The organism is Flavobacterium limicola (assembly GCF_003634755.1).
GTDB lineage: Bacteria > Bacteroidota > Bacteroidia > Flavobacteriales > Flavobacteriaceae > Flavobacterium > Flavobacterium limicola.
In genome coordinates this window covers 118,467-144,456 of sequence record NZ_RBXA01000004.1, presented here as the reverse complement: position 1 = coordinate 144,456, position 25,990 = coordinate 118,467, and the positions used below count along the sequence as shown (strand labels likewise).

Genomic DNA, 25,990 nt, shown 5'->3' with positions numbered 1-25,990 from the left:
GACTATTATTTTTGGTTGGTTATTAGGTTTACGGCATCGGATAATTCAGTCCAAGTACCATTTAGTTCATTTAAAAAAGTTTGTCCTATTTCGGTTAGACCGTAATATTTTCTTGGTGGTCCTGAGGTGGATTCTTCCCAACGGTAGTTCAGTAATCCATCATTTTTTAGTCGTGTTAGCAGCGGATAAATGGTTCCCTCCACCACTAATAATTTTGCATTTTTTAAAGTGTCCAGTATTTCCGATGTATAGGCATCTTTTTCTTTTAAAACAGATAGGATGCAAAACTCGAGAACACCTTTTCGCATCTGGGCTTTTGTGTTTTCAATGTTCATAATTTCTTTTTTTTGATTTTGTGTTGATTAAATAGTTCATTTTTTGATTGATGATTTGTCATTGCGAGGAACGAAGCAATCTGGTATTGCCTGATACTCTTTTTATTTTTTGGAGCTTATTCCTGCTTTCCATTGCAATCAAGGCTAGTTCGTTCGCTTTACCTATTACGTCTATTCTCTTTTAATCTGATTGCTTCCTTATTTAATGAACGGAATTGTTATTGGATATTTATATTTTTCTCCATTTGATGTTTTGATTGAAGCGTAAATAATCAAAAAGAATTCAGCCACTTTCAAAAGTCCAAAAAGCAAAACACAAATTAATCCAACTGTTAACATTCCAATATTATTTTCAAAGTTGAAATTTGAAAGCGTAATGTCATGATGATGTACTAATGTTTCAAATGAAGTGTCCTTAAACACCGAAATAATAAACGAAGGAATTGCAATCATAATCAGTACTAAAGAGTACAGTAATAAACTTAATTGAAAATTCAGGACTTGCTTTCCGTTGTGATCTACAAATTCAGATTCCTCTTTTTTGCTACTCCATAGAATTATTGGAAAAATATAATTTCCAAAAGGAATGAAATATTGAGTCAATGTACTCAAATGTGTAAATGTTGCAATATTTTTTTCAGTAGTTGTTTCCATTTTTTTTTGATTTTGATGATGATTAAAACTTTTCAGGATGATTACTAAATGTGCTACCTAGTAATTTCTTATGCAAATATATGTCTAAAAGACAGTATCTTGTTTCGCATAGTACCAAATATTAACATAAAATTAACAAATTAATTTTATATGTATGCATACTATTTTTTTGTATTTTAGCAAAAAAACCTGTAATAATGAAACTTACCGTATCTAAACTCAATAAATTTTTACTCTTCAAATTACCGTCGGCATTTTTATGTGGAGTACGTGTAAAAGAGATTGATGCAAACAAATGTGTAGTATCTGTAAAACACCGTTGGATTAATCAGAATCCGTTTAACTCTATGTATTTTGCAGTGCAAGCCATGGCTGCCGAACTTTCGACAGGTGCTCTGGTCATGTATCAAATTGCAAAAAGCGGACGGAAAATTTCGATGCTGGTAGCTAATAATAAGGGAAATTTTACAAAAAAAGCGACAGGCAGAATAACTTTTACCTGTAGTGACGGACATTTAATAGAAAAAGCAATTCAAGAAACAATTGCAACCGGAGAAGGTCAAACGTTTTGGATGAAATCTATCGGAATGAACGAAAGTGGAGTTCAAGTATCTGAAATGGACTTTGAATGGAGTGTTAGGGTAAAATAATAAAAGCTCAATTTTCCCATGAATCTTACCAAGTAGAAAACGCCTCTAAATTATAGAGGCGTTTTCTATTTAAAGGTAATTTAAATCTGCATTTTAAATCAGCTTTTACTTAGCAAGCTGTTTTACATGTTTTTCCTTCAGCTTTGCATTTCGCTTTACACTTAGCTACTTCAGCGGCAGTCATCGCTTTAGTTTTTGTGTCTTTTTTTGCACAACAGGATTCTTTTTTTCCTTTTTCTTGTACAGGTTTTGATTCCTGTGCACTTAAATTAATGGTAAATAAAGCGATTGCTGCAAATGTTGCTATTTTTTTCATTTTCTATAAAGTTTATATTTGTTTTTTTCCTTTAGATATAAATCTAAAATTCTATTCAAATATAAATAATTATGTAAATAAAATTCAATAGCGGTATTAATTTTTACTTAATTTTTAGTTTGATTTTTATGGGATGTTGTCGTAGACAACTTTATAATTAGTTATTAAGATTTTCTAGAATTTTTAATTCTAAAACAAAACACGTAAAGTTCTGGGAATTGATGACTTGAATAATAAAAATCATCGATGTACTCAGTTTTAATTAGAGCTACAAACCGCCACCAAAACTGAAGCGGAAATTAAAATATTTGGATAGAGTTCAAATGATAGAAACGAAAAACTACATTTCATTTATACCTTTTCTGTTTAATGCTTAGTAATATCTATATCTCAATTTATAAAATTCCTCACTCCCTTTCCTCACTTTAGCGTTTTAAAGTCTATATTTTCGAAACATTATTGCAATAAAAAACCCTAATATATTGATGTTAGGGTTTTTGCTTTGGTAGCGAGACCGAGATTTGAACTCGGGACCTCAGGGTTATGAATCCTGCGCTCTAACCAACTGAGCTATCTCGCCATGATTAGGGTGGAAAACCATCCCTTAATGCGGGTGCAAATATAAAAATAATATTAGAGCTTGCAAGCATATTTCAATAAAAAAAAATATTTTTAAAAATCCTTTTTTTTTGTAGTTATATTCTATATATTTCCGAAAAATTAAAAGTAGCTCATGGATCAAAAAGTACGTTATGAAATCGAGTTTCCCATAAATTCCTCGCCTCAATTGTTGTATCAATATATATCGACACCATCAGGTTTGTCTGAATGGTTTGCTGACAATGTCAATTCTCGTGGTGAATTTTTCACTTTTATTTGGAATGACTCTGAAGAAAAAGCAAGACTAGCTTCTAAGAAAACCGGTGAAAAAGTAAAATTCAAGTGGGTAGATGAAAATAGTAAAGATACTGAGTACTTTTTTGAATTGCATATCTTAGTCGATGAGCTCACGAAAGACGTTTCTTTAATGGTAGTTGATTTTGCTCATAAAGATGAAGTTGATGAAGCTACACTATTGTGGGAAAATCAAATTTCTGATTTGAAACATCTGATTGGTTCTGTATAGAAAATCATTTTTTATAACTTATATTTGCCCTGAATAAAATTTAGGGCTTTTTTTATGATTAATTTTAATGGAACTATAGTGTCTCAGGATGCCAATATATTGACTCAAAATCGTGCTTTTTTATATGGTGATGGAGTTTTTGAAACAGTTAAAATAATAAACAATAAAATTCTTTTTCTGGAGGATCACTATTTTAGATTAATGTCTTCTATGCGTGTGGTTCGAATGGAAATTCCTATGAATTTTACCATGGAGTTTCTAGAAGAACAAATTCTTGCTTTAGTTAATAAAAATGGACTGACGTCTTCTTCTCGTGCCAGAATTACAGTGTATAGAAACGATGGTGGTTATTATTTGCCACAAGATAATACGGTGTCTTTTTTGATTCATTCTGTAGCGCTCGAAAATACCTTGTATTCCTTCGGAAAGAAAGAGTATGAAGTAGATTTATACAAAGATTTTTATGTCACAAAACAATTATTATCGTCTATCAAAACGACTAACAAAATCATCAATATAACCGGAAGTATTTTTGCAAATGAAAACGGGTTAAATAATTGTTTGTTGCTTAATGACAGTAAGAATATAATTGAAGCACTGCAAGGAAATATCTTTATGTTAATGGGGAATAAATTGATTACGCCACCGGTTTCTGAAGGCTGTTTAAATGGAATTATGAGGAAACAGATCCTAAGTTTAGCTAAACAGATAGAAAATTTAGACGTTGTAGAAGAGGTAATCTCTCCATTTGATCTTCAAAAAGCAGATGAATTATTTATAACTAATGTTATAAAAGGGATACAACCAATAACACAATATCGTAAAAAAACTTTCGCCACTAAAATATCTCTTCAATTGTTGGAGAAACTCAACGAAATGATAAGTAGTACTTAATTTAAGTATGGATTTTCTGGAGCATTCGACCAGATTAGATATTCACCACCTAATTCCATGATTTGTTCTTTCCAGAAGTGAGTGGCTGATTTTCCAATTATTTTATTTTCATAGCTATTTGCAGTAATGATCCATGAGTTGTTTTCCATCTCGGATTCTAGTTGTTTTTCATCCCAACCGGTATATCCTAAAAAGAATCGGATATTATTTTTACTTATTTTTCCTTCATTGATGAGCTCTTTTGTAGATTCAAAATCACCTCCCCAATATATCCCATTTGATATTTCAATGCTATTAGAAATCAAATCAGGTCTATTATGAATAAAATAAAGATTGTCTTGTTCTACAGGGCCTCCATTGTAAATTTTAAATCTAGCATCAATATCTGGAATTAAATCATGGATGGTATATTTCAAAGGTTTATTAATTATAAAACCAACGGATCCCTCTTGATTATAATCAGCTAATAAAATTACCGATCTATTAAATGATAAATCCCCAATTATCGTAGGCTCTGCAATAAGCAAATATCCTTTTTTTAATTTTTCTGTAATCATTGGATTTTATTTTTTATTAAATTTAAGTTTTTTATTATAATAGTGCCAAATAAAATCGTCTAAATGTATAAAAAAACCTTCCAGATGGAAGGTTTTGATTATATTAAGGGGGTTGAAACTAGTTTACCGCACCTTCTAATTCTGCACCTGCTTTAAATTTTACTACGTTTTTAGCAGCAATTTGGATAGTTTTTCCTGTTTGAGGATTTCTACCGTCTCTTGCAGCTCTAGCAGAAACAGACCATGATCCGAAACCTACTAAAGATACTCTTCCACCTTTTTTCAAAGTACCTCCCACGTTTCCTAAAAATGACTCTAAAGCTAATTTTGCAGCAGCTTTTGTGATTCCTGCATCAGCAGCGATAGCATCGATTAATTCTGATTTGTTCATAATAAATAGTTATTAATTGTTGGTTATTAAAAATTGTTAATACACAAATTTAGTAGGAAATACGTTCCTTGCAAGCGTTTCATGTTAATTTACGCCGTTTTGTTGATAACTTATTTTTTTTGTTGATAAATCAATGGTTATTTCTGATTAAAGTTAAGAAACACCCGTTATTGTTGATGTTAATAGACTTTTGCATCCGCTGAAAATGCAATACCATTCAATAATTCTGGTGTGCTCATTTTCTTTTTACCCGGAAACTGTAAATTAAGTATTTGGATGAAACCATTTTTAACCGCAATTTTCATTTCTTTTTTGGTACAAATTAAACTTCCTATCGGATGATTGTGCTCCTCAGAAATTATTTTGGTTTCGTATATTTTGACATTCCATTCTTCATTTTTATCTCCAAAAAAACACCAAGCTGCCGGATAGGGACTCAAGCCTCGAATCAGATTGTTTATTTCTTGAGCTGATTTTGTCCAATCTATTTTGCAATTCTCTTTGTTGAGTTTGTAGGCAGTTTTGATATCAGCGGTGTCTTTTTGAACAACTGTCGATACATTTCCTTTTTCAATCATTTCCAAAGTGTCAATAACGGTCTTGCTTCCTAATTCCATTAATCGGTCGTGTAAGTGACCCGCATTTTCGGTTTCATTAATTGCAATTTCGGAACTTAAAATCATCGCCCCAGTATCGATTTTATCATCGATAAAAAAAGTGGTGACACCCGTTTTAGTTTCTCCATTGATAATTGCCCAATTTATTGGTGCGGCACCGCGATAATTCGGCAGGAGTGAAGCATGAAGATTGAATGTGCCTAATGAAGGCATTTCCCAAACAACTTTTGGCAGCATTCTAAACGCAACTACAATTTGTAAATTAGCATTCAGCGCTTTTAATTCAGCCAAAAAAGTTTCGTCTTTTAAGTTTAAAGGCTGCAATAAAGTAAGATTATGAGCCAGCGCGTATTCCTTTACTGCAGAATATTTTAATTTTTGTCCTCGGCCTGCTGGTTTGTCCGCAGCAGTGATGACACCTACAACCTCATAGTTGTTTTTGATTATTGTGTCTAATATTCCCACTGCAAATTCGGGCGTACCCATAAAAACAATTCGTAATTTTTCCATTATGATCGTAAAGTATATTTGTTATTTGGTTTAACCAAAATTGTGTTGTTTTCTAATAAATCCTGAAGTACTCCAATAACTTCGTCCGGACTATTTTTAGTTTTATTTTGAATGTCTCTTGAATTTAAATCTTCGCCTTGCAATAAAGCAATTATTGCTGTAGAAAGTAGTGATACATCTTTTTTCTTTATTTTTTTGGTAATGCAAAACGAGCAAATGCCGCAATCAACAATTGTTTTTTCGCCAAAATAATTTAAAATCAACTTATTTTTGCACACTTTTTTCTCACTGATGTACTGAATTACAGATTGAAGTTGCTCTTTTTTTAATTGATTTTGATTCTCTAAATGTTTCGAAACCCGATTGATGGTTCTGTCATCTTCTCGAACTTCATTGAAAATTAATGTGGCGTCATTATTTTTTGAATGATAATCTATAATTTCTTTTTCTTTTAATTTATGCAAAACAGCCTGAATTTCAGCTTCCTTATGATTTGATTTTTTAGCAATCAGCTGCAGATTGAAGGCAGTTTGCATTTCGTAAATTCCCGGATACGTTCGCAAAATGGCTAAAATAATTTCCTCATCGTTTGGATTTAAACTCATATACCGAATCACTTCTTTGGAAGGTATTAGAAACTGCATGGTGATTTTTTCTGAAAATTCTTGAGACAAGCTAATGATTCCTTGTCGGTCCAGGAATTGCATGGCATTGTAGGTTTTCAGTGTTGGGAATTCATATTTTAAACAAAAATGATGCAAATTGAAATTGAACTGCTCATTGATTCCTTCTCCGTAAGCGATTTGAAAATAGTTGCAGAGCTTGACATACATGAGATTCAAAAACTTTTTATCAGGAAGAATATTGATAAATTGGCTTTGAGCCTGAATAACATCAGAAGGACTGGTCAATAAAACGGCAAAGGCTCTTTCTCCATTTCTTCCTGCACGTCCGGCTTCCTGATAATAATTTTCCATGTTTTCCGGGAGCTGAATGTGAATCACCGTTTTTACATTTGCTTTATCAATTCCCATTCCAAACGCATTGGTAGCCACAATAACCTGCACTTCTTCATTCATCCAGGATTGCATGTTTTTGTCTTTTTCTTTGGACGAAAGCCCACCGTGATAATATGTAGCTTTAAATCCTAATGAATTCAACTGTGAGGAAATATCAAGACATGATTTTCTGTTTCGCACATATATTATGGAAGGTTGTGGGTTTTTCTTTAGAATTTGTTCTATTCTAAAAAGTTTATCCTCGACCTCAAAAATCATGTAAGCAATATTTTCCCTGGCGAATGATTTTTCGAAAACTTTTGGTTTATGCAGTCCCAACTCATTGATAATATCTTCTTTGACTCTTGGCGTCGCAGTGGCAGTCAATGCCAAAAATGGCACTGTTGGAAAATGTTTTTTTAATTCCGAAATTTTTAAATAAGCAGGTCGGAAATCATGTCCCCATTGTGAGACGCAGTGCGCTTCATCTATAGTGATTAAATTGATTGGGAGATTTTTTATTCGTTCCAAAATCCAATCGGATTGAAGACGTTCTGGAGATAAATATAGAAATTTGTAATTTCCGAATTGGCAATTGTCCAGTAAATCGATCATTTCCTCGGATCGAATTCCGCCTGTCAATGCAATGGCTTTGATGTTTCGCTTTTGCAAATTGGCGACTTGATCTTTCATTAGTGCTACCAATGGTGACACCACCAGGCAAATGCCTTCATTCATCATTGCCGGAATCTGAAAACAAACTGATTTTCCGCCGCCGGTTGGCATCAATGCAAAAGTGTCATGACCGCTTAAAACGGAATCAATGATTTCCTTTTGCAACGACCTGAATTTGTCGTGCTTCCAATATTTTTGAAGAAAAGCTACTGCTTCTTGCATAAAGTATAGATTTCATTTCATTGAAAAACAGTCCAAAGCTTAAATCTTAAACCTGCAGACTATTTAGAAATTTCATCTAAGATAAAAAGAATTCTGTTATCCATCGTGTCTTTTGGAACTTCTATAAGTTCGTAACCGTAACTTTGATAGGTTTCCGTAAGATGATTGTAGATGAGTTTAGCTTGTTCGAAGTTTTCGTAACGTTCGTGATCGCTGATATAAATTTCTTCCCAAGGCGGGAGAATGAATATTTTTGAATAGGTATGTTCGCGGCAAGCGGCATCAAAAGAAGCAGGATAACTATCGCCAATGTAATGCATGTAAGCCAAAACATCCGGAATTCCTCTGTCGATAAATACAACTTCATGCGGCTCTTTTGAAGCATTTTGAAATTGTTTTTTTCTTCCTTCAAGAAGTAATTCGCTGAATAACAAAGGTTTTTCAAGGAACAATTGTTCGATTCCTTGTTTTTTTGCTTCCAAAGTCACCTCTCGGGAAATTTCGGGATAACAACAATGTCCTCTAGCGACCAATCCGTCGATAATAGTGGTTTTACCTGTTCCTGGACCGCCAATGATAACTATGATTTCTTTTTGCACTTTTAAAAAATAAGGGGCAAATTTACTTAAACTTATCGGGATTTGAAAAAATCATTGCGGTTAAAATGCGATTAGACAAAAAATCATAATTCAAAATTCATAATTTACGTTCTAAACCGTATATTTGCCTTTATTTTTAAATAGAAAATGGATAAGAAGACTGAAGAATTTTATGATAGATTAAAAGTCGAGTTGGATATGAGCAATACATGGCCAGCAGAATACTTATTTAAATTTATTGTACCAACAGAAAGTGATAACATAGAAAGAGTGCAATTGGCATTTGACTGTATGGGCGCAGTTATCAAAACTACAAAATCCAAAACAGGAAAATTTACCAGCATATCTGTTGATGTTACTATGAAACATTCACAAGAAATAGTAGATAAATACCTGGAAGTTTCTACAATAGAAGGTATTATTTCCCTTTAATGACAACATAAAACTTTTGATTTGCTGTGTTCGAATGGTTCTAATTTTCGAAAAAAGCATTGGAATCAAAACAGATACATTCGAATATGAATTCAAAATATATTAAAGAAAACTCGAACGATGTCGTGCATCATTTGGAATATAATGCCGAGAGATCGCATTTGATTATTCCGGAATACGGCCGTCATTTGCAGAAATTGATTGATCAGGCAACTAAAATTGAAGATGATGTAGAACGCAACAAAGCGGCAAAATACATTATTCAGGTGATGGGAAGTTTGAATCCACATTTGCGTGATGTTCCTGATTTTCAGCACAAATTGTGGGATCAGCTTTTTATAATGTCTGATTTTAAATTAGTGGCTGATTCACCGTATCCAATTCCTTCACGTGAAGTGTTACAACTCAAACCGGATGTTTTAAAATACCCACAAAATTTTCCAAAATACAGATTTTATGGCAATAACATCAAATATATGATTGATGTGGCTAATAAATGGGAAGATGGCGAGATGAAAAGTGCTTTGGTGAAAGTGATTGCCAATCACATGAAAAAATCATACTTGAGTTGGAACAAAGACACAGTAAAAGATGATGTAATTTTCGAACATTTATATGAACTTTCTGATGGGAAATTGAATTTGATTCAAAGTACAGAGGAATTATTAAATACCACGGATTTATTACGAACCAATAAACGCGTTTCCAATAAAATCTTGCCGGTAGGGCAGCCAAAAATTCTTAGTAATAAGAATATAAAAACGGGAAAACCAAATCCAGTTCACAAAAACCAAAATAGAAAACCTTTGTAAATCAGTTATAAATTAGGTGTTAAAAGTTATTAATTTTTTCAGTAATAACTTTTAGCTCGTCAATTTTTAACTTATATCTAATAATTTATAACTCATAACTGTAAAAAATGGGAATTTTCAAAATAGAAGGAGGCATTAGTCTAAAAGGAGAAATCACGCCACAAGGAGCTAAAAATGAAGCGTTACAAATTTTATGTGCCGTTCTTTTAACGCCTGAAAAAGTGATTATCAATAATATCCCCGATATTATTGATATCAATAAACTAATTACGCTTTTAGGAAATTTAGGTGTAAAAATCCAAAAAACAGGATCAGGATCGTATACTTTTCAAGCTGATGAGGTGAACATAAACTATCTGGAAACCGAAGCATTCAAGAAAGAAGGCGGTTCTCTAAGAGGTTCTATTATGATTGTTGGTCCACTTTTGGCACGATTCGGAAAAGGATATATTCCAAAACCAGGTGGTGATAAAATTGGACGCAGAAGATTGGATACGCATTTTGAAGGATTCATCAATCTGGGCGCTAAATTCCGTTACAACAGAGAAGATCATTTTTATGGCGTAGAAGCACCAAAAGGATTGAAAGGTGCCAATATGTTATTAGACGAAGCATCTGTAACCGGAACTGCTAACATTGTTATGGCTGCCGTTTTGGCCAAAGGAAAAACAACAGTTTATAATGCTGCTTGTGAACCTTACTTGCAACAATTGTGTAAGATGTTGAACTCCATGGGAGCTAAAATAACAGGAGTTGGTTCTAACTTATTGACCATAGAAGGGGTTGAAAGTTTAGGTGGTTGCGAGCATAGAATTCTTCCTGATATGATTGAAATTGGTAGCTGGATTGGTCTGGCTGCAATGACAAAATCAGAGATTACGATAAAAGATGTAAGTTGGGATAATCTTGGCGTAATCCCCAACACATTTAGAAAACTAGGAATTACTCTGGAACGTCGCGGCGATGATATTTACATTCCTGCTCACGTAGATGGGTATGAAGTGAAAACGGATATTGACGGTTCTATTCTTACAATTGCTGATGCGCCTTGGCCTGGATTTACTCCAGATTTATTGAGTATTGTTTTAGTGGTTGCTACTCAAGCAAAAGGCGATGTTTTGATTCACCAAAAAATGTTTGAAAGCAGATTATTTTTTGTTGACAAGTTAATTGACATGGGAGCAAAAATCATGTTATGTGATCCGCACCGTGCTGTTGTTATGGGGCATGATTTCAAATCACAACTCAAAGCAACAACAATGTCATCACCAGATATTCGTGCCGGAATCTCCTTATTGATTGCTGCGCTTTCTGCAAAAGGAACGAGTACCATTCAAAACATTGAACAAATCGACAGAGGATACGAACGCATTGACGAACGATTGAGAGCTATTGGAGCGAATATTGTACGCGCGTAAATAACATAAATTATAAAAAATATCGTTTAAGTAAGCCAGAAAGAATTTGAATCTAAAATTCAATTCGGTTTACTTAAACGATTTTAGTTTTACTTCACCTATAAATAAAATACATGTCAAGCGAACAAACGGCAATCAAGGCGACTTATTTTAGTATTGTAGGAAACACTTGTCTGGCAATAATAAAAGGTTTAGCCGGTTTTTTTGGAAATTCGTATGCCTTAATAGCGGATGCAATTGAATCAACAACTGATATTTTTGCTTCATTTTTAGTGTTGTTTGGAATCAAATATTCCAATAGACCCGCGGATAAAAATCATCCTTACGGGCACGGTAGGGCAGAACCTTTGATTACTTTTCTAGTTGTAGGTTTTTTGATTACTTCGGCTACGATTATTGCCTATGAAAGTATCATCAATATTGGAACGCCACATGAATTGCCAAAACCATGGACATTAATCGTTCTGGCTGCAATCATTATTTGGAAAGAATATTCTTTTCGAATCGTGATGAAAAGAAGCATTGAAACCAATAGTTCTTCACTACGAGCTGATGCCTGGCATCATCGCAGCGATGCAATAACTTCTGTGGCAGCATTTCTTGGGATTTCGATTGCTTTAATTTTGGGGAATGGATACGAATCTGCTGATGATTGGGCAGCACTTTTTGCTTCGGGATTCATACTTTATAACAGTTACCTTATTTTTAGACCCGCTTTGGGCGAAATAATGGACGAGCACTTATACGATGATTTAATAGAACAAATCAGAATAATTTCTATTCAGGTGGATGGAATTATCGATACAGAGAAATGTTTTATTCGAAAAGCCGGTATGCAATATCACGTAGATTTGCATGCTACTGTTGATTCAAATATTACCGTGAAAGAAGGGCACGATCTCGCTCATAAACTAAAAGATACTTTGCGGGAAGAAATTCCGGAGTTAGGACATGTGTTGATTCATGTGGAACCAAATGATTAGATTTTATCCAATAAAATTAAAAAGGCACCGAAACTATTTTCTGGTGCCTTTTTTAATTCGTTATGATTTTGTCACATCGAGCGCAGTCGAGATGCTGTAATATTTTCAGACTGCACTGCAACTGACAAATAGATTCTTTTTTTATTCCAATATATTCAAAAACTTTAGCCCAAAAACAACTCCGTCACCTTGAAATCCATTTTGGTACGAACGGACATAATCGACACGGAGCATTTTAAATTTTCCAAAACCTAAATTGTCCAGCCCAACGGTGACTTCAGTATAAGGTTTGTTATTAGGAGTAGACAGAGCATGAGCTCCCAATATCAAAGTTGATTTTAGTTTGTTCAACAACGGTATTTTATTCATGATATAGCCTTTGTCATTGTATTCCGTATGTGCTTCAAAATAGCTGTCATTCGTACTATTAGAGTAATACGGCAATAAGTTAAATACATTCAAATAACGCGCTGTTTGTCCTATGTGGGTTTGATTGCCATTAAAATGCTTGTAATCTATAAAAGCAATATTGTCTGCATTCAGAAATTTACCTGCTTTTAGATTCAACCCTAAAACTCCTTTATTTCCTAATGTCAAATCATACATTAATCGGGTGTTGAAGTGGTCGAATTCATACTTCTTTTCGTTAGCTGCAACTGCTTTCTCATAGCCCAGATAAAGCGTTGGATATTTTTCATTTCGGATGTTAAATTTTCCATCGGGACGAGAGGAATATTTGTTTCCAAAATTTATTTTTGCAAGCAAATTAATTTTCGTCAAATGGTGTTTTTCAAAAGCTGCAGTGGTGAAATCATTCGGTGCCAACGGATTATTCGACGTGTATAAATCGTCTTTGCTAAACAAAGAAAAGTCAGTGTTATTGAATAACGGTTTGCGTTGCTGATATTCTATCTTTCCATTTAGATTCACACCATTTGCAACATCTTGGCTGTAGCCAATTGCCGCTGATTCCAAGTTATACAACTTCATGAAATTGTTCTTGAAAGCCAAGGAACTTATCGTGTTTATCGCTTTACTGATGGGTTCATTTGGATTAAATTGCTTTACGGAACTTCCCCCAGTCATATATAAAGTGGCATAATTCTGATTGTTGAATCGATGGATAAATTGTCCGGTGACACGCAAACGATCTTCGGCAAAACCGTAATTGAGTTTTGTACTTATGGAAGTGTATATACCTTTACTTTCCTGATTTTTCCAGTTGGTATATCGAAACCCCGAATCAAAATTATAACCTTGAACGGTATTGAAACTTAGTGAGCCAAGGTTTAATAATCCCTCGTAACTAAAACTATGTTTTTCAGTACTATTCTTGTACGTGTAGCCCGTCAGCAGCTTTAATAGTTTGAATTTATTTTCTTTTGCATCAATTGAATCTAAGTATTTTTCAGAATTTCTGACTTTGTAAATGCTGTCTTTTCTAATATAATCAGTGCTTTCTTCCATTGTTAACGGAATGGGTCTGTTGGTATTCCAGAACAAACTGTCTTTTTTATTGGCATTTATTTCGATGCGTGTAATTTCATTTGTAAATGTTTTGGGAGCAAATGCATCTATGAATTCATAATTGCTATACACGTAATTGTATTTTCCGGTAAATTTTATACCAAAAGCACCTGCTGTAATTTCGAGACTTTGGGTATTTTTAGCCCAAATTTTATTGCTATTGTTGTAACTGAAATTTTGTTTTAAGGTCATCACATCGAGAAATTCTTCTTTTATTCGGTAGCCTTTTATATCCAAATCAACAGCGTAAATTGCCCAGGAATCTTCCACGATATAAATGTATCCTTCAAAAACCGGTTCGCTGTCACGCTTTGCAGTCACTTTTATTTTGTTAATCATATTGGCATTCTCGTCATTAAACGTGCTTTCTAACTTGTAATTATAGTAGTTAAAAGCGTTATTAGCTATTGGAGAAATCATTTGGACACCAAAATCGATGGTGTTGTCATAAAAATCATAGAAAGAAGATCTGGCAGTATTGTAGCTGTAGCCATTGTCTCTACCACTTACTTTTGATGCAGTAACGACTTCTTTTAAGTTGTTGGGTTTTTCAAATGCTATTTTCGAAAAGGTTTCCGAAAGTGAAATAATTCCGGTTCCGGTTGAATCCAAAGCGCCATTCAAGTCACCAATTTTTTGTCCTAATATTTTTTTCGGAGCATTTTTTAGTTTAAAAATACCTCTGGAATAAAAGTCAGCATTGAATCGATTTGTTTTTTCGGTGTTTCGTTTTCTGCTGGCAATCGCACTTTTTATAATCGCTAAAGCAGGATTGTTTTTTTTGTTGATGATTACTTCGTTCAACGAGAAACTTTCTTCCATCATTTTGATGTTTAAATCATAAGGCAATTTTTCGGTTTGTATGGCAACTTTTTGGGTTTTGAAACCTAAAAACTGAAAGACAACGGATTGTTTTCCTTTTTTATTTAAGTTGAACTCGTAATTTCCTTGTTCGTTTGAAGTGGTTCCATTATAGGTGTCTTCCTGAAAAATAGTAACAAAAGGTAAGGGATTTCCTTTTTCGTCCGAGACAGTTCCTTTTATTTGTGCATTGCTGACAAATGAAACTAAGAAAAGCAAAAGTAAGTAGTGTTTTTTCATGAAAGTTTTTTCTTTCACAAAAATAGAAGAAGTTTAAAAAGAGCGTATTAATTATTTGTTAAAGATTTCTTTGGTAGATAATTATATTTTAAAATTACAAAAAGGACTGTATTGCTAGCTCGTAACTCTTTAAACCAAAACCTAGAATAACTCCTTTGGCATTTCCAGAAATATAGGATTGATGTCTAAAACTTTCACGCGAAAAAGTATTCGAAATGTGAACTTCAACAACTGGAGTAGTAACGGCTTTGACAGCGTCGCCAATTCCTATGGAAGTATGGGTGTACGCACCTGCATTCAAGATAATACCATCAAATGAAAAACCATATTCTTGGATTTTATCAATTAATTCGCCTTCAATATTACTCTGAAAATAGGAGAATTCTATGGAAGGAAATTTTATTTGTAAAGTGGTGAAATATTCTTCAAAAGTTTGACTTCCATAAATGGCTGGTTCACGTTTGCCTAGAAGATTTAGGTTTGGTCCGTTGATGATACTGATTTTCATACGTAGTTAATATTTGTTTTTATTTGAATATGGAATTGCTTCGCCTGTTCGCAAAAGCTCGGGTCGCATATGACTTATCTGGTTTTTATTACATATTCGATATGCTCATTTCATAATTCCTGTTTTGGTAAAAATAAAAAAACCGTTCCAATTTATAGAACGGTTTTAGTAATTTAATTTTTTATTGGGATTAGAAAGTAAATCCAGCAGATATTTGAACTACTGAATTCTTAACTTCTGCATCTTGTGAAGCTTCAGTCAATCCTAATACATAACGACCTTGTAAAAAGAAGTTTTTAGTGATATTAAATCCAAGGCCACCTGCTACTCCAAACTCAAAAGTTTCAGCGTCTTTAAAATTCACATTATTTCTTTCACTCAATAAAAATGAAGCTTGCGGTCCAAGATCTAAACTAACTGTTTTGTTCAAATGAAATTTTGCCAAAACGGGAATGGATAAGTAACCCAATTCATTTTTGAATTCTTCTGCAGCGTTTTTATATGTTGCTCCTTGAGTGGAATACAACAATTCGGGCTGAACAGAAAAACCATCTGTTACTTTAATCTCTGCGACTAAACCAGCATGGTAACTAGTAATGGCTTCTTTATCATAATTATCGCTATTAATTGTAATGTCACTTCCGGTTTGATTAGCGTAATTTAAACCCGCTTTTATACCAAATTTAACCAATTGTGCTTGCATGTCTACTGATGCTGCGAGTAGAACTACTGCTACTAAAATTATTCTTTTCATATTTTGTTTTTTTAATATTGATTATTATTTAATTGAATTAGAACATGTACTTAAAACTGTTTTGTTTAATTTTTATTGTTTTGTTTTTTTTTACAATAAACTAAAGTCAAAAATTAGTCCAAAATTTTGATAAATGCTTATTTAATGCATTTTTGAAGTTGTTTATTTTAGGTTTAAAATGTATTGTATTGAAGTTCAATTGTTTGTGATTGTTGTATTTTTATGCTCTTAATCTGATTTATTTGTTTATTGACGAGTATTTCAGATAAATATGGAATCCCATATTTGGTTTTTTTAACTTTGATTTATAAATTTTAAATGATAAGTCATGAAAAAAGTTATAATAACATTAGTAATGGTGTTTGCTTTTGGTTTTGTAAACGCTCAGGATTCTGGACAAACAGCTGCTGGAAAATGGTTAATAGAAGCCAACACTAATTTTGGAGTTGCAGCGGGTTCCAATACCGGTTTTAGTTATTCCAACACTGATGGAGATTCTGAATACAATATTGGTGCTGAGGTTGGTTATTTTGTAATTGATGATTTAGCCATAAAAGGAGGTTTAGGGTACGGAGGAATAAATACAGATCTTTTTGATACAAATGTTGTCTCTTATAAAATTGGATTGAAATATTATATTCTAATTATGATTCCGGTACAGGTTGATTATTCAGGTGGTATAATTGAAGACCTTGATGAAGATCCTTCCTATTTTGGTGTTCAGGCGGGGTATGCCATATTCTTGGGTTCTAATGTAAGTGTTGAACCCGGAATACGATATAATATCAGTTTGAATGAGGATTATAGTAACAAAGATACATTTCAATTTAACATTGGTTTTGTGTTGCATTTCTAATGTTTTTTAAAAGTATAGCAGTAAATAACCTCTCAATTTGGGAGGTTTTTTATTTGATGTGCCTTCCGTTTTAATTCATTTTTTCGGAAATATTTTTTTTCGTTTGCAAAAATCTTCTGGTTGGATTGCTGTACTCATGGATTAATACTTTCCTTCTATAGTTTTAACACTTCTTGCTATTAATTAATAAGTATTTACTTTCAAATAAATATTTTTTTTGATTGAAATTCATCTCACTAAATTTAGTGATAAGATTATTTTTAAAGTATTGATTATTAGTATTTTATTTTTTTTAAAAGATGGTAAATTTATTCACTATCAGATTTATTTTAATTTTTTATTAAAAAATAGTGTGTTTTAATACGATGTTATTTACATTTGTCGCATTAATTTTAACAAACAAACAAACAAACATGAAAAAAATTATTTTAACAGTTGCGGCTGTATTTGCTTTTGGATTTGCTAATGCGCAAGAAACAAAATTTGGTGTTAAAGGTGGAGTAAACTTCGCTAATCTTTCAGGTGATATTGAAGATAATTCAGCTAAGGTTGGTTTTAACGTGGGTGGTTTTGTAGAAATTAAGGTTTCAGATAAATTTTCTGTACAACCTGAATTGTTGTTCTCTACTCAAGGAACAAAATTTGAATATTCGGAAACTTTCGATGGTTCAACGATTAATTATCAAGAAAAAGCTAATCTTTCCTACTTAAATATTCCTGTTATGGCTAAATATTATGTAGCTACAGGATTTAGTCTTGAAGCAGGACCACAAATTGGTTTTTTGACAAGTGCAAAATACAAAGTTGAGGCAAATGGTGAAGAAGAAGAAGTAGATGCAAAAGATGATTTTGAATCAATCGATTTTGGTGTTAATTTTGGAGCTGGATACGATTTTACAGAAAATCTATCTGCTGGTTTAAGATACAACGTTGGTTTGTCTAACATCGCTAAAGATTCAGGTAATGATAAAATTTCAAACAGTGTATTCTCAGTATCATTAGGATATAAATTCTAATATTTCTAGAAATAGATTTTTAAACCTCCCAATTTGGGAGGTTTTTTTATTTGATGCGCCTTCCGTTTTAATTCATTTTCCGAAGTATTTTTTCTTTCACAAATATCTTCGGTTTAAATTGATGTACTCATAAACTAATACTTTTTTTCTCCTTTAGTTTTAATACTTCTTATGATTAATTAATAAGTATTAACTGTCAAATAAAATTTTTTTTGATTGAAATTCTTCTCACTAAATTTAGTGAGAAGTTATTTTTTAATATATTGATTATTAGGCATTTTGATATTTTTTAAATAAAAATAAATTTACTTATTGTCAGATTAATTTTAATTTTTTATTTAAAAATATTTTTTTTTAATACGATGTTATTTACATTTGCCGCATTAATTTTAACAAATAAATAAACATGAAAAAAATTACTTTAACAGTTGTGGCTGTATTTGCTTTTGCTCTCGGTTATTCTCAAAAGGAGGGTGGATTTAGAGTTGGTTTAGATTTAGGTTATACAATTCCTTCAAATGGAGGAGGCGGTGTATTATTCTCTATTGAGCCTAAATACAACATCAAAGACAATATGAATGTTGGTTTACGTATTGGTGCTGCCGCAATGGTTCGTGATATAAAAACCGATGAAAATGAAAATATGAGTGCTAAGATTTCAGCTAATGGTTCTTATGTAGGTACATACGATTATTACTTTAATGCATCAGGAAAATCTTTTGTACCTTATTTGGGAGCTGGTGCAGGTTATTATTCTATAGCAAATGTTGAGGTGGACGAAACATCAAATAATGATACTGCTTTAGACGCAAGTGGCAAAATGGGTGGATTGTTAAGAGGAGGATTCGAATGGGGTAAATTTAGAATGGGATTGGAATACAATCTTGTACCAAAATCTACCTTACAAAATAGTAATGGGGATAGTTTAGGAACCATTTCAAATTCTTACTTAGGAGTTCACTTAGGATTTTTTGTTGGCGGAGGAAAATGGGGGAAATAATCCATTTTTTTTAGTACTTATAAACCACGCTTCTGGCGTGGTTTTTTTATGCCTAAAAAAAGCGTTTCTTTGTAATCATGAACTGGAACACTTACATAAAAAGCTATCAATCATACTTGAAAATTGAACGTGGATTGTCTAAGAATACCATAGAGAATTATTCTTTTGATATCGAGCGGTTGTGTCTCTATTTGATTACAAATGAAATTGATGTCTCGCCAGTTCAAATTGGGGAAGAAACAGTGCAGCAGTTTATTTATGATATTTCAAAACAGGTTAATCCGCGTTCACAAGCCAGAATAATTTCGGGTCTTAAAAGTTTTTTTAGTTACTTGATTTTTGAAGATTATAGAACAGACAATCCTTTAGAACTAATTGAAACTCCCAAAACAGGTCGAAAACTTCCGGATACTTTGTCTGTAGATGAGATTGATAATCTCATTGCAGCTATTGATTTAGCCACTAACGAAGGAGAGCGTAACCGTGCCATGCTCGAAACCCTTTATGGTTGTGGGCTTCGGGTTTCCGAATTAGTGGCCTTAAAAATTTCCGATTTATTCTTTGAGGAAGGTTTTATTAAAATAACCGGAAAAGGAAATAAACAGCGTTTTGTGCCTATTGGTGATCTGACCCAAAAATACATCCAGATATATCAGCATTCTATTCGAACCCATACACCTATACAAAAAGGGTTTGAAGATACGCTCTTTTTAAACCGAAGAGGGAGACAACTGACACGTGCTATGATTTTTACCATTATTAAAAACTTAGCGGTAAAAATTGAATTGAATAAAAGGATAAGTCCACACACTTTACGACATTCTTTTGCAACTCATCTTTTAGAAAATGGAGCTGATTTGCGATCTATACAGTTGATGCTCGGTCATGAATCTATCACTACAACAGAAATATATGTGCATCTTGACAGAACGTTTCTGACGCAAGTTCTAAATTCATTTCATCCCAGGAAATAACATTTTGGTTCATTTACATTTCAGATTATTGAAGAATGAAAAGAGTCATGGATTGAACTTAAAATGGGATTTCTAATCATTTGTCTTAAAATCTCATTAAATTTGTGTTATTATATATTTTTTTAATGGTTAAATTAAAAATATACTATAAATTGTTATCCTATATAAATGATATGAAAAGTTGTTATGGTTTTTGATTTTTCCCAAAACGAAAATTGCCAAGAGATAAATAATTTTTACACAAAATTATTAAAAGAAATTCCAGATTTGATTTTTGAATTTATTATTGCTCCTGACAATACCTATTTATTTCCGATAGTGAGTAAATCGGTGATGGATTTTTTTGAGTTGTCTTCAGATCATTTTTCGGATAATGACAAATTCAAAGTCTATGAAAGGATATTTGAAGCGGACCGATTGCCTTTCTTTCAGTCATTGGTAGATGCAAAAAGAAATATAGTAAGATGGGATTTTGAGTTTCGGGTTTTATTACCTGAAAAGGGATTACGATGGCTAAAAGTTTCCTCTAAACCAGAGTTGTATCCGAATGGGAATGTTGCTTTTTATGGAAGAATTTCTGATATAACCGATTTAAAAGAACAGGAAACCAAACTTAAAATTTCTGAAGAACGTTTTAAATTTGCTCTTGAAGCTTCAACAGCAGGAGTTTGGGATTGGGATTTAACAACTAATAAAGTTTTTTATTCTTCGCAATCGATGAAAATCCTCGAACAGGAATCGTTGGATATTTTTGATAATCCGGAACGTTGGGATGAAATTGTGCATCCGGATGATTTGGCAAAATATTATTCTGAAATTCAGGATCATTTAGACAATAAGACGCCTTTTTATGAAAATTACCATCGTGTTTTAACTTCAAGTGGAAAATATAAATGGATTTTGGACAGAGGGAAAGTCATTGAACGTGACAATAATGGGAAACCACTTCGAGTTATAGGTACGCACACCGATATTTCCTCCCAAAAAGAAAAAGAATTAGAGTTAATAAAAACAATGGAATTATATAGTCAGCAAAACAGTAGGCTATTAAATTTTTCACATATTGTATCCCATAATCTAAATACTCAGGCGGGAAACATCAAATCGATATTAGATTTTATTGATTCTGAGGATGATTTAGAGACCAATAAAGAAATGATGTCTCATCTGAGAACAGTGTCGAATGACTTAAACGAGACGATAGTAAATTTAACTCAATTAGTCCAAATACAAAGCAATTCGAATATTCCAATTAAATCTTTAGAGTTGAATTTATATTTAAATAAGACATTGGATTTGATTCGAGATTTAAAGAATCAGAATCAGGTCACTATTATTAATGATATTCCGGATGGTGTTTTTGTTGATTTTAATCCAGCCTACTTAGAAAGTATTTTGTTGAATTTCACAACAAATGCCATAAAATATTCAAATCCAGAAAAACCAATTGTTATAAAATTTACTTTTTCATTAGAAAACGGGAAGAAAACGGTATCAATTTCCGACAATGGTTTGGGCATCGATTTGAAAAAACATGGTGATTCTCTTTTTGGGATGTATAAAACGTTTCACAATCATAAGGAAGCCCATGGTCTTGGTTTATACATAACAAAGAACCAGATTGAATCGATGAAAGGTACGGTTTCAGTCGAAAGTGAAGTAGGAGTAGGAACTACTTTTAAAATCACTTTTAACGAGAGTTTGAATGATTAATTAACGGGTTTCTATATGCAATAAAATATCTTTTAAAGTGATTCGCTTATAGTACAAAAAAAACTTCTCAGTGATGAGAAGTTTTTTTATGTGTAAAATTCAATAAATTATTTAGCAATATTCACTGCTCTTGTTTCACGAATTACAGTTACTTTAACTTGTCCTGGATAGGTCATTTCCGTTTGGATTTTTTGTGAGATGTCAAAAGATAAGTTAGCGGCATTTTCATCCGAAACTTTTTCGCTTTCCACAATTACACGAAGTTCTCTACCGGCTTGAATGGCATAAGCATTTTTCACACCGCTGAATCCATAAGCTACTTCTTCAAGATCTTTCAAACGTTGAATGTAAGAATCCAATACTTGTCTTCTTGCTCCTGGTCGTGCTCCTGATATAGCATCACAAACCTGAATAATTGGAGATAGTAATGATTTCATTTCAATCTCATCGTGGTGCGCTCCAATAGCGTTGCAAACCTCTTCTTTTTCACCATATTTCTCAGCCCATTGCATTCCTAATAATGCGTGAGGTAAATCACTTTCGGCATCTGGAACTTTACCAATATCGTGTAATAAACCAGCTCTTTTAGCCAGTTTTACGTTTAGGCCAAGTTCAGCAGCCATGATTCCACAAAGTTTAGAAACTTCACGGGAGTGTTGCAATAAGTTTTGTCCGTAAGAAGAACGGTATTTCATACGTCCTACCACTTTAATCAATTCAGGGTGTAATCCGTGAATTCCTAAATCGATAACGGTACGTTTACCAACTTCTATAATTTCATCGTCAATTTGTTTAGCAGTTTTTGCAACTACTTCTTCAATACGAGCCGGATGTATTCTTCCGTCAGTTACCAGTTTGTGTAATGCCAAACGTGCAATTTCTCTACGTACAGGATCAAAACAAGAAAGTATTATAGCTTCCGGTGTATCATCTACAATGATTTCTACTCCAGTTGCAGCTTCCAGTGCGCGGATATTTCTACCTTCACGACCAATGATTCTACCTTTTACATCGTCAGATTCAATGTTAAATACCGAAACGCAGTTTTCTACTGCTTCTTCTGTACCAACTCTTTGAATGGTATTGATGATTATTTTTTTAGCTTCTTGTTGTGCTGTTAATTTTGCCTCTTCAATAGTGTCTTGAATATGAGACATTGCTTTGCTTTTTGCTTCTGCTTTCAGTCCTTCTACTAATTGATCTTTAGCTTCTTCAGCAGATAAACCAGAGATAACTTCTAACTGCTGCAATTGACTTTTATGTAATTTGTCAACTTCAGCTTGTTTCTTATCTAAATTTTCAATTTTAGTGGTGTACTCTAAAGTTTTTGCTTCAAAATCATCATTTACTTTTTTAGCTTTTGATAATTCGTTAGAAATTTGAGATTCTTTATCGCGAACTCTTTTTTCTATCTCAGCAACTTTTTTATCACGGGATAAAATAACTTGTTCGTGTTCTGATTTTAATTCGATAAATTTCTCTTTTGCTTGAAGAATTTTATCTTTTTTTATGTTTTCAGCTTCCAGATTTGCATCTTTCAAAATGGATGCTGCTTCTTTTTTTGAATTTTTAATTAAGTTTGAAATATTGCTTTTTTCTATCAGTTTGGCGATACCAAAACCTCCCGCAATGCCTATAATTCCTGAAATAATAATCGTTAATATGTTGTCCATGGTTTTTAAAATTTATATATAAAAAAGCCTACATTAGAGTGAATTGAATAAACTCGAAAAGACAAGTTTTGAGCTAACTCGTTGTTCAAGCTTCCAAACTGAATTGGCTTGCTATAGTAACGATGATTTGCTCATTCTAAATTGTTAGTGTTGAGTTTACCAAATGTGAACTAATGTAGGCAGTATCTTAGTTTTTGTAAAGAACGTTTATTTGTCGAGATATTGATCTAAAATCGCATTGATTTTTTTAATTCTTTCAATGGTTGCTTCTCCATCAATGGTATTATCAATTTGTTTTTGTTCCGTTTGTGAGGCAAATTGTAAGGCACACATTGCCAAAACATCTTGTTTGTCACGAACGGCATAATTTTCTTCAAATTGCTTTATCATCTTATCAATTTTTTTTGAAGCGCTTCTAAGGCCTTCTTCCTGTGATAGATCAACCGTTAATGGGTAGACTCTGTCTGCTATTGATATTTTAATTTTAAGCTTTTCGTCCATATCTTTTATTAATCTGATAGCTGTGCTATACAGTAATCAATTTCGCGAATTAATGAATTTATTTTAAGCTTCGTATCTCTTTTATTATCGTCACTGCCTAGTAATGTGTTTGCTACTTTGAGTGTTTCATATTGCGTTTTTAGCGCTTCAATCTCTTGTGACTGAGTTTGTATTATGGATGCAGTTTTTGTTAATTCGGTTGTCAAATCTTGATTGTTTTTCTCTAAACTTTTCATTTTAATAAAAAGTTTTTCGACTTTATTTTCAAGAGTATCAATAATTTCTGCAATTGCACTCATTATATATCCTATTCATTACATAATCATACAAAGTTAGTATTCCTTTTTAATTTTGCAATATTTTATTATTTTTTTTGCATTAAATAAATTAAATATCAGTTGGACAAATGGTTATGAATTTTTTTTTCAAGCATGTTTTAAATACTTTTTTTTATCTTAGCAAAAATGTAAACCATGAGATTTTCTATATATTTTTTATTTTTCTGTACTGTTGTTTTTGCACAGGTTGACTATCCAAAAGATTATTTTAGATCTCCTTTAGATATTCCGATGCAATTATCGGGGAATTTTGGAGAGTTAAGACCCAATCATTTTCATGCCGGTTTTGATTTGAGAACGCAACAAAAAGAAGGATTAAAAGTGTATGCCGTTGCCGATGGCTATGTTTCAAGAATAAAGATATCTACTTTTGGCAACGGAAAAACAATTTACATCAACCATCCTAATGGTTTTACTTCCGTTTATGGGCATTTAAAAATAGCCAATGGTGAAATAGAAAACTACATCAAGAAAACGCACTATAAAGAACAATCATTTGAAATTGAAATGTTTTTGAAGCCAGATGAAATGGTTGTGAAAAAAGGAGAAATTATTGCTTTTTCTGGAAATACAGGAGCTTCAGAAGGACCACATCTGCATTTTGAATTTCGGGATTCTAAAACGGAGTTTATCATTAATCCGATGCTTTTTGGATTTAATAAATTTTTAAAAGACACGAAAAAACCAATCATATCTGGAGTTTACGTATATCCTTTGGATTCAAAAACTACGGTCAATAATTCTAAACGGCCGTTATTACTGAATGTTTCTTTACAAAAAGACGGAACTTATTTGTCAGACAAAGTTGTTGCAAATGGTTCCATCGGTTTTGGTATTTCGGCTTATGACACAGATGATGTTTCGTTTAATAATAATGGAGTGTATAAAGTGCAGTCTTTTTATAACGGAAAACCAAATTTTGGATATGAATTCAACACGTATTCATTTGATGATATGCGCTATATCAATGCGCTAATTGATTACTCGCGATATAAGAAAATGCAACAACGCGTTCAGAAATTATTCATGAAAACACCTTATAATTTGAGCTTTATTCAGGCCGATGAAAACAAAGGTGTTTTGCAGGTAACGCCAAATTTAGGCTCGCTGTATCGCATAGAAGTTTCTGATTTCTTTGGAAATAAAAAAACAATAGCCATTCCTGTTCAATATGATTTATTGACTACAATAATAAGTCCTGAGCCAATGCAATCGAACTATTTTATAAAAGCTAATAAAGACAGCAATTTTGCTTTATCGAATATGTCGGTTTTCTTTCCTGCGGGAACTTTTTACGAAGATTTTGATTTGAATTTTGATGTAAAAAATGATACGTTGTTTTTGCATGACGACACGGTTCCTGCTCACACTAATTTTACGGTTTCAATTGAAGATATAAAATCGACTGAAGCGCAAAGAGAAAAAATGTTCATTGGTAGAATCGAAGGAAAAAAAGTAAGTTATAATCCAACTTATAGAAAGGACAGCGTATTCAATACAAAAGTTAAAATTTTAGGAAAATATGCTTTGGTTTCTGATACGGTTGCGCCAAAAGTAAGTATTGCCATTCCTGTAGAAGGGAAATGGATCAGCGAGCAAAAAACAATTCAGCTTTCTATTTACGATGACGTGTCAGGTATAAAATCATATAATGGCTATTTAAACGGAAAATGGATCTTATTTGAATATGATAACAAAACCAGAAAACTAACCCATTATTTCAATGATGGAATTGCCACTGATGGTGCAAATGATTTAAAAGTTGTGGTGATTGATAATGTAGGAAATTCAACTACCTTTGAAACTCGTTTTTTTAGAAGCCAAAAAAAATAAAAACCAA

At 32.7% G+C, this 25,990-nt stretch carries 27 protein-coding genes and 1 tRNA gene; 13 read left to right on the top strand and 15 right to left on the bottom strand.

The window, feature by feature from the left end:
* Window positions 1–5: 5 nt before the first annotated feature.
* Together BC952_RS13265 and BC952_RS13260 are read right to left on the bottom strand one after the other, a co-directional pair.
* Complete coding sequence (locus BC952_RS13265; RefSeq protein WP_073210148.1) at window positions 6–335, bottom strand: PadR family transcriptional regulator; 330 nt, start codon at window positions 333–335, stop codon at window positions 6–8.
* A 198-nt stretch (window positions 336–533) separates the two neighbouring features.
* Window positions 534–989 carry a DUF4870 domain-containing protein gene (locus BC952_RS13260; RefSeq protein WP_121366101.1) on the bottom strand — a complete coding sequence of 152 codons (456 nt, stop codon included), beginning with the start codon at window positions 987–989 and terminating at the stop codon, window positions 534–536.
* A 197-nt stretch (window positions 990–1,186) separates the two neighbouring features.
* Here BC952_RS13260 and BC952_RS13255 point away from each other — a divergent pair, with 197 nt between their 5' ends.
* Window positions 1,187–1,639, top strand: a complete 453-nt coding sequence (locus tag BC952_RS13255; RefSeq protein WP_121366100.1) for a DUF4442 domain-containing protein — start codon at window positions 1,187–1,189, stop codon at window positions 1,637–1,639.
* A 109-nt stretch (window positions 1,640–1,748) separates the two neighbouring features.
* Here BC952_RS13255 and BC952_RS13250 read toward each other — a convergent pair whose 3' ends face one another.
* Together BC952_RS13250 and BC952_RS13245 are read right to left on the bottom strand one after the other, a co-directional pair.
* Window positions 1,749–1,955 carry a hypothetical protein gene (locus tag BC952_RS13250; protein ID WP_121366099.1) on the bottom strand — a complete coding sequence of 69 codons (207 nt, stop codon included), beginning with the start codon at window positions 1,953–1,955 and terminating at the stop codon, window positions 1,749–1,751.
* 503 nt (window positions 1,956–2,458) lie between these two features.
* Window positions 2,459–2,535: transfer RNA gene (locus BC952_RS13245), tRNA-Met, on the bottom strand.
* 153 nt (window positions 2,536–2,688) lie between these two features.
* On the opposite strand from BC952_RS13245, the gene BC952_RS13240 reads away from it, so the two are divergent.
* Window positions 2,689–3,081: an START-like domain-containing protein gene (locus tag BC952_RS13240; protein WP_091171633.1), complete on the top strand. Its 393-nt coding sequence runs from the start codon at window positions 2,689–2,691 to the stop codon at window positions 3,079–3,081.
* A gap of 54 nt (window positions 3,082–3,135) precedes the next feature.
* The gene (locus tag BC952_RS13235) at window positions 3,136–3,975 is read left to right on the top strand and encodes an aminotransferase class IV (RefSeq protein ID WP_121366098.1); all 840 of its coding nucleotides are present in this window, start codon (window positions 3,136–3,138) and stop codon (window positions 3,973–3,975) included.
* Here the strand turns inward: BC952_RS13235 and BC952_RS13230 are convergent.
* The 5 genes from BC952_RS13230 to BC952_RS13210 all read right to left on the bottom strand — a co-directional run bounded on the left by BC952_RS13230 (window position 3,972) and on the right by BC952_RS13210 (window position 8,544).
* Window positions 3,972–4,532: a YqgE/AlgH family protein gene (locus tag BC952_RS13230; protein WP_091171629.1), complete on the bottom strand. Its 561-nt coding sequence runs from the start codon at window positions 4,530–4,532 to the stop codon at window positions 3,972–3,974. The genes BC952_RS13235 and BC952_RS13230 overlap by 4 nt on opposite strands.
* Before the next feature lie 118 nt (window positions 4,533–4,650).
* Window positions 4,651–4,923 carry an HU family DNA-binding protein gene (locus BC952_RS13225; RefSeq protein ID WP_073017033.1) on the bottom strand — a complete coding sequence of 91 codons (273 nt, stop codon included), beginning with the start codon at window positions 4,921–4,923 and terminating at the stop codon, window positions 4,651–4,653.
* A gap of 179 nt (window positions 4,924–5,102) precedes the next feature.
* Window positions 5,103–6,050, bottom strand: coding sequence for a methionyl-tRNA formyltransferase (gene fmt, locus BC952_RS13220; protein ID WP_121366097.1), 948 nt, complete (start codon window positions 6,048–6,050; stop codon window positions 5,103–5,105).
* A complete protein-coding gene (locus BC952_RS13215; RefSeq protein WP_121366096.1) occupies window positions 6,050–7,945 on the bottom strand; it encodes a RecQ family ATP-dependent DNA helicase in 1,896 nt (631 codons plus the stop codon). Before BC952_RS13215 ends, fmt begins: the two co-directional genes overlap by 1 nt.
* 59 nt (window positions 7,946–8,004) lie before the next feature.
* Window positions 8,005–8,544 carry an AAA family ATPase gene (locus BC952_RS13210; protein ID WP_121366095.1) on the bottom strand — a complete coding sequence of 180 codons (540 nt, stop codon included), beginning with the start codon at window positions 8,542–8,544 and terminating at the stop codon, window positions 8,005–8,007.
* Window positions 8,545–8,691: 147 nt separating this feature from the next.
* Between BC952_RS13210 and BC952_RS13205 the strand changes: the two genes are divergently transcribed.
* From BC952_RS13205 to BC952_RS13190, 4 genes are all read left to right on the top strand, one after another.
* Entirely contained in the window at window positions 8,692–8,976 is a 285-nt protein-coding gene (locus BC952_RS13205; RefSeq protein WP_121366094.1) for a DUF493 family protein, read from the top strand.
* Between the two features lie 86 nt (window positions 8,977–9,062).
* Entirely contained in the window at window positions 9,063–9,788 is a 726-nt protein-coding gene (locus BC952_RS13200) for a DUF4290 domain-containing protein (protein WP_091171614.1), read from the top strand.
* Between the two features lie 107 nt (window positions 9,789–9,895).
* Window positions 9,896–11,206 carry a UDP-N-acetylglucosamine 1-carboxyvinyltransferase gene (gene murA / locus BC952_RS13195; RefSeq protein WP_121366093.1) on the top strand — a complete coding sequence of 437 codons (1,311 nt, stop codon included), beginning with the start codon at window positions 9,896–9,898 and terminating at the stop codon, window positions 11,204–11,206.
* Window positions 11,207–11,319: 113 nt separating this feature from the next.
* Window positions 11,320–12,189: a cation diffusion facilitator family transporter gene (locus BC952_RS13190; RefSeq protein ID WP_121366092.1), complete on the top strand. Its 870-nt coding sequence runs from the start codon at window positions 11,320–11,322 to the stop codon at window positions 12,187–12,189.
* A gap of 141 nt (window positions 12,190–12,330) precedes the next feature.
* On the opposite strand, the gene BC952_RS13185 is transcribed toward BC952_RS13190, so the two are convergent.
* The 3 genes from BC952_RS13185 to BC952_RS13175 form a co-directional block, all read right to left on the bottom strand.
* The gene (locus BC952_RS13185; RefSeq protein ID WP_121366091.1) at window positions 12,331–14,817 is read right to left on the bottom strand and encodes a DUF5686 and carboxypeptidase regulatory-like domain-containing protein; all 2,487 of its coding nucleotides are present in this window, start codon (window positions 14,815–14,817) and stop codon (window positions 12,331–12,333) included.
* A 94-nt stretch (window positions 14,818–14,911) separates the two neighbouring features.
* Window positions 14,912–15,325: a type II 3-dehydroquinate dehydratase gene (gene aroQ / locus BC952_RS13180; protein WP_121366090.1), complete on the bottom strand. Its 414-nt coding sequence runs from the start codon at window positions 15,323–15,325 to the stop codon at window positions 14,912–14,914.
* Window positions 15,326–15,515: 190 nt separating this feature from the next.
* The gene (locus tag BC952_RS13175; protein ID WP_121366089.1) at window positions 15,516–16,079 is read right to left on the bottom strand and encodes a porin family protein; all 564 of its coding nucleotides are present in this window, start codon (window positions 16,077–16,079) and stop codon (window positions 15,516–15,518) included.
* A gap of 328 nt (window positions 16,080–16,407) precedes the next feature.
* Between BC952_RS13175 and BC952_RS13170 the strand changes: the two genes are divergently transcribed.
* From BC952_RS13170 to BC952_RS13150, 5 genes are all read left to right on the top strand, one after another.
* A complete protein-coding gene (locus BC952_RS13170; protein ID WP_121366088.1) occupies window positions 16,408–16,935 on the top strand; it encodes a hypothetical protein in 528 nt (175 codons plus the stop codon).
* A gap of 413 nt (window positions 16,936–17,348) precedes the next feature.
* Complete coding sequence (locus tag BC952_RS13165; protein ID WP_121366187.1) at window positions 17,349–17,951, top strand: porin family protein; 603 nt, start codon at window positions 17,349–17,351, stop codon at window positions 17,949–17,951.
* 406 nt (window positions 17,952–18,357) lie between these two features.
* Complete coding sequence (locus tag BC952_RS13160) at window positions 18,358–18,951, top strand: outer membrane beta-barrel protein (RefSeq protein WP_121366087.1); 594 nt, start codon at window positions 18,358–18,360, stop codon at window positions 18,949–18,951.
* 77 nt (window positions 18,952–19,028) lie between these two features.
* Window positions 19,029–19,925, top strand: coding sequence for a site-specific tyrosine recombinase XerD (xerD, locus tag BC952_RS13155; RefSeq protein ID WP_121366086.1), 897 nt, complete (start codon window positions 19,029–19,031; stop codon window positions 19,923–19,925).
* Between the two features lie 186 nt (window positions 19,926–20,111).
* A complete protein-coding gene (locus BC952_RS13150; RefSeq protein ID WP_121366085.1) occupies window positions 20,112–21,638 on the top strand; it encodes a PAS domain-containing sensor histidine kinase in 1,527 nt (508 codons plus the stop codon).
* 107 nt (window positions 21,639–21,745) lie between these two features.
* Here the strand turns inward: BC952_RS13150 and rny are convergent, their stop codons facing one another.
* The 3 genes from rny to BC952_RS13130 all read right to left on the bottom strand — a co-directional run bounded on the left by rny (window position 21,746) and on the right by BC952_RS13130 (window position 24,111).
* A complete protein-coding gene (gene rny, locus BC952_RS13145; protein ID WP_121366084.1) occupies window positions 21,746–23,311 on the bottom strand; it encodes a ribonuclease Y in 1,566 nt (521 codons plus the stop codon).
* A gap of 207 nt (window positions 23,312–23,518) precedes the next feature.
* Window positions 23,519–23,812, bottom strand: coding sequence for a cell division protein ZapA (locus tag BC952_RS13135; RefSeq protein WP_091171592.1), 294 nt, complete (start codon window positions 23,810–23,812; stop codon window positions 23,519–23,521).
* An 8-nt stretch (window positions 23,813–23,820) separates the two neighbouring features.
* Window positions 23,821–24,111, bottom strand: coding sequence for a hypothetical protein (locus BC952_RS13130; protein ID WP_121366083.1), 291 nt, complete (start codon window positions 24,109–24,111; stop codon window positions 23,821–23,823).
* Between the two features lie 174 nt (window positions 24,112–24,285).
* Here BC952_RS13130 and BC952_RS13125 point away from each other — a divergent pair, with 174 nt between their 5' ends.
* Window positions 24,286–25,983: a M23 family metallopeptidase gene (locus BC952_RS13125; protein ID WP_121366082.1), complete on the top strand. Its 1,698-nt coding sequence runs from the start codon at window positions 24,286–24,288 to the stop codon at window positions 25,981–25,983.
* The last annotated feature ends 7 nt before the right edge of the window (window positions 25,984–25,990 follow it).

Coding starts and splice junctions, on each gene's coding strand:
- BC952_RS13265 (WP_073210148.1), bottom strand. CDS start 335: ATGAACATTGAAAACACAAAAGCCCAGATGCGAAAAGGTGTTCTCGAG.
- BC952_RS13260 (WP_121366101.1), bottom strand. CDS start 989: ATGGAAACAACTACTGAAAAAAATATTGCAACATTTACACATTTGAGT.
- BC952_RS13255 (WP_121366100.1), top strand. CDS start 1,187: ATGAAACTTACCGTATCTAAACTCAATAAATTTTTACTCTTCAAATTA.
- BC952_RS13250 (WP_121366099.1), bottom strand. CDS start 1,955: ATGAAAAAAATAGCAACATTTGCAGCAATCGCTTTATTTACCATTAAT.
- BC952_RS13240 (WP_091171633.1), top strand. CDS start 2,689: ATGGATCAAAAAGTACGTTATGAAATCGAGTTTCCCATAAATTCCTCG.
- BC952_RS13235 (WP_121366098.1), top strand. CDS start 3,136: ATGATTAATTTTAATGGAACTATAGTGTCTCAGGATGCCAATATATTG.
- BC952_RS13230 (WP_091171629.1), bottom strand. CDS start 4,532: ATGATTACAGAAAAATTAAAAAAAGGATATTTGCTTATTGCAGAGCCT.
- BC952_RS13225 (WP_073017033.1), bottom strand. CDS start 4,923: ATGAACAAATCAGAATTAATCGATGCTATCGCTGCTGATGCAGGAATC.
- fmt (WP_121366097.1), bottom strand. CDS start 6,050: ATGGAAAAATTACGAATTGTTTTTATGGGTACGCCCGAATTTGCAGTG.
- BC952_RS13215 (WP_121366096.1), bottom strand. CDS start 7,945: ATGCAAGAAGCAGTAGCTTTTCTTCAAAAATATTGGAAGCACGACAAA.
- BC952_RS13205 (WP_121366094.1), top strand. CDS start 8,692: ATGGATAAGAAGACTGAAGAATTTTATGATAGATTAAAAGTCGAGTTG.
- BC952_RS13200 (WP_091171614.1), top strand. CDS start 9,063: ATGAATTCAAAATATATTAAAGAAAACTCGAACGATGTCGTGCATCAT.
- murA (WP_121366093.1), top strand. CDS start 9,896: ATGGGAATTTTCAAAATAGAAGGAGGCATTAGTCTAAAAGGAGAAATC.
- BC952_RS13190 (WP_121366092.1), top strand. CDS start 11,320: ATGTCAAGCGAACAAACGGCAATCAAGGCGACTTATTTTAGTATTGTA.
- BC952_RS13185 (WP_121366091.1), bottom strand. CDS start 14,817: ATGAAAAAACACTACTTACTTTTGCTTTTCTTAGTTTCATTTGTCAGC.
- aroQ (WP_121366090.1), bottom strand. CDS start 15,325: ATGAAAATCAGTATCATCAACGGACCAAACCTAAATCTTCTAGGCAAA.
- BC952_RS13175 (WP_121366089.1), bottom strand. CDS start 16,079: ATGAAAAGAATAATTTTAGTAGCAGTAGTTCTACTCGCAGCATCAGTA.
- BC952_RS13170 (WP_121366088.1), top strand. CDS start 16,408: ATGAAAAAAGTTATAATAACATTAGTAATGGTGTTTGCTTTTGGTTTT.
- BC952_RS13165 (WP_121366187.1), top strand. CDS start 17,349: ATGAAAAAAATTATTTTAACAGTTGCGGCTGTATTTGCTTTTGGATTT.
- BC952_RS13160 (WP_121366087.1), top strand. CDS start 18,358: ATGAAAAAAATTACTTTAACAGTTGTGGCTGTATTTGCTTTTGCTCTC.
- xerD (WP_121366086.1), top strand. CDS start 19,029: ATGAACTGGAACACTTACATAAAAAGCTATCAATCATACTTGAAAATT.
- BC952_RS13150 (WP_121366085.1), top strand. CDS start 20,112: ATGGTTTTTGATTTTTCCCAAAACGAAAATTGCCAAGAGATAAATAAT.
- rny (WP_121366084.1), bottom strand. CDS start 23,311: ATGGACAACATATTAACGATTATTATTTCAGGAATTATAGGCATTGCG.
- BC952_RS13135 (WP_091171592.1), bottom strand. CDS start 23,812: ATGGACGAAAAGCTTAAAATTAAAATATCAATAGCAGACAGAGTCTAC.
- BC952_RS13130 (WP_121366083.1), bottom strand. CDS start 24,111: ATGAGTGCAATTGCAGAAATTATTGATACTCTTGAAAATAAAGTCGAA.
- BC952_RS13125 (WP_121366082.1), top strand. CDS start 24,286: ATGAGATTTTCTATATATTTTTTATTTTTCTGTACTGTTGTTTTTGCA.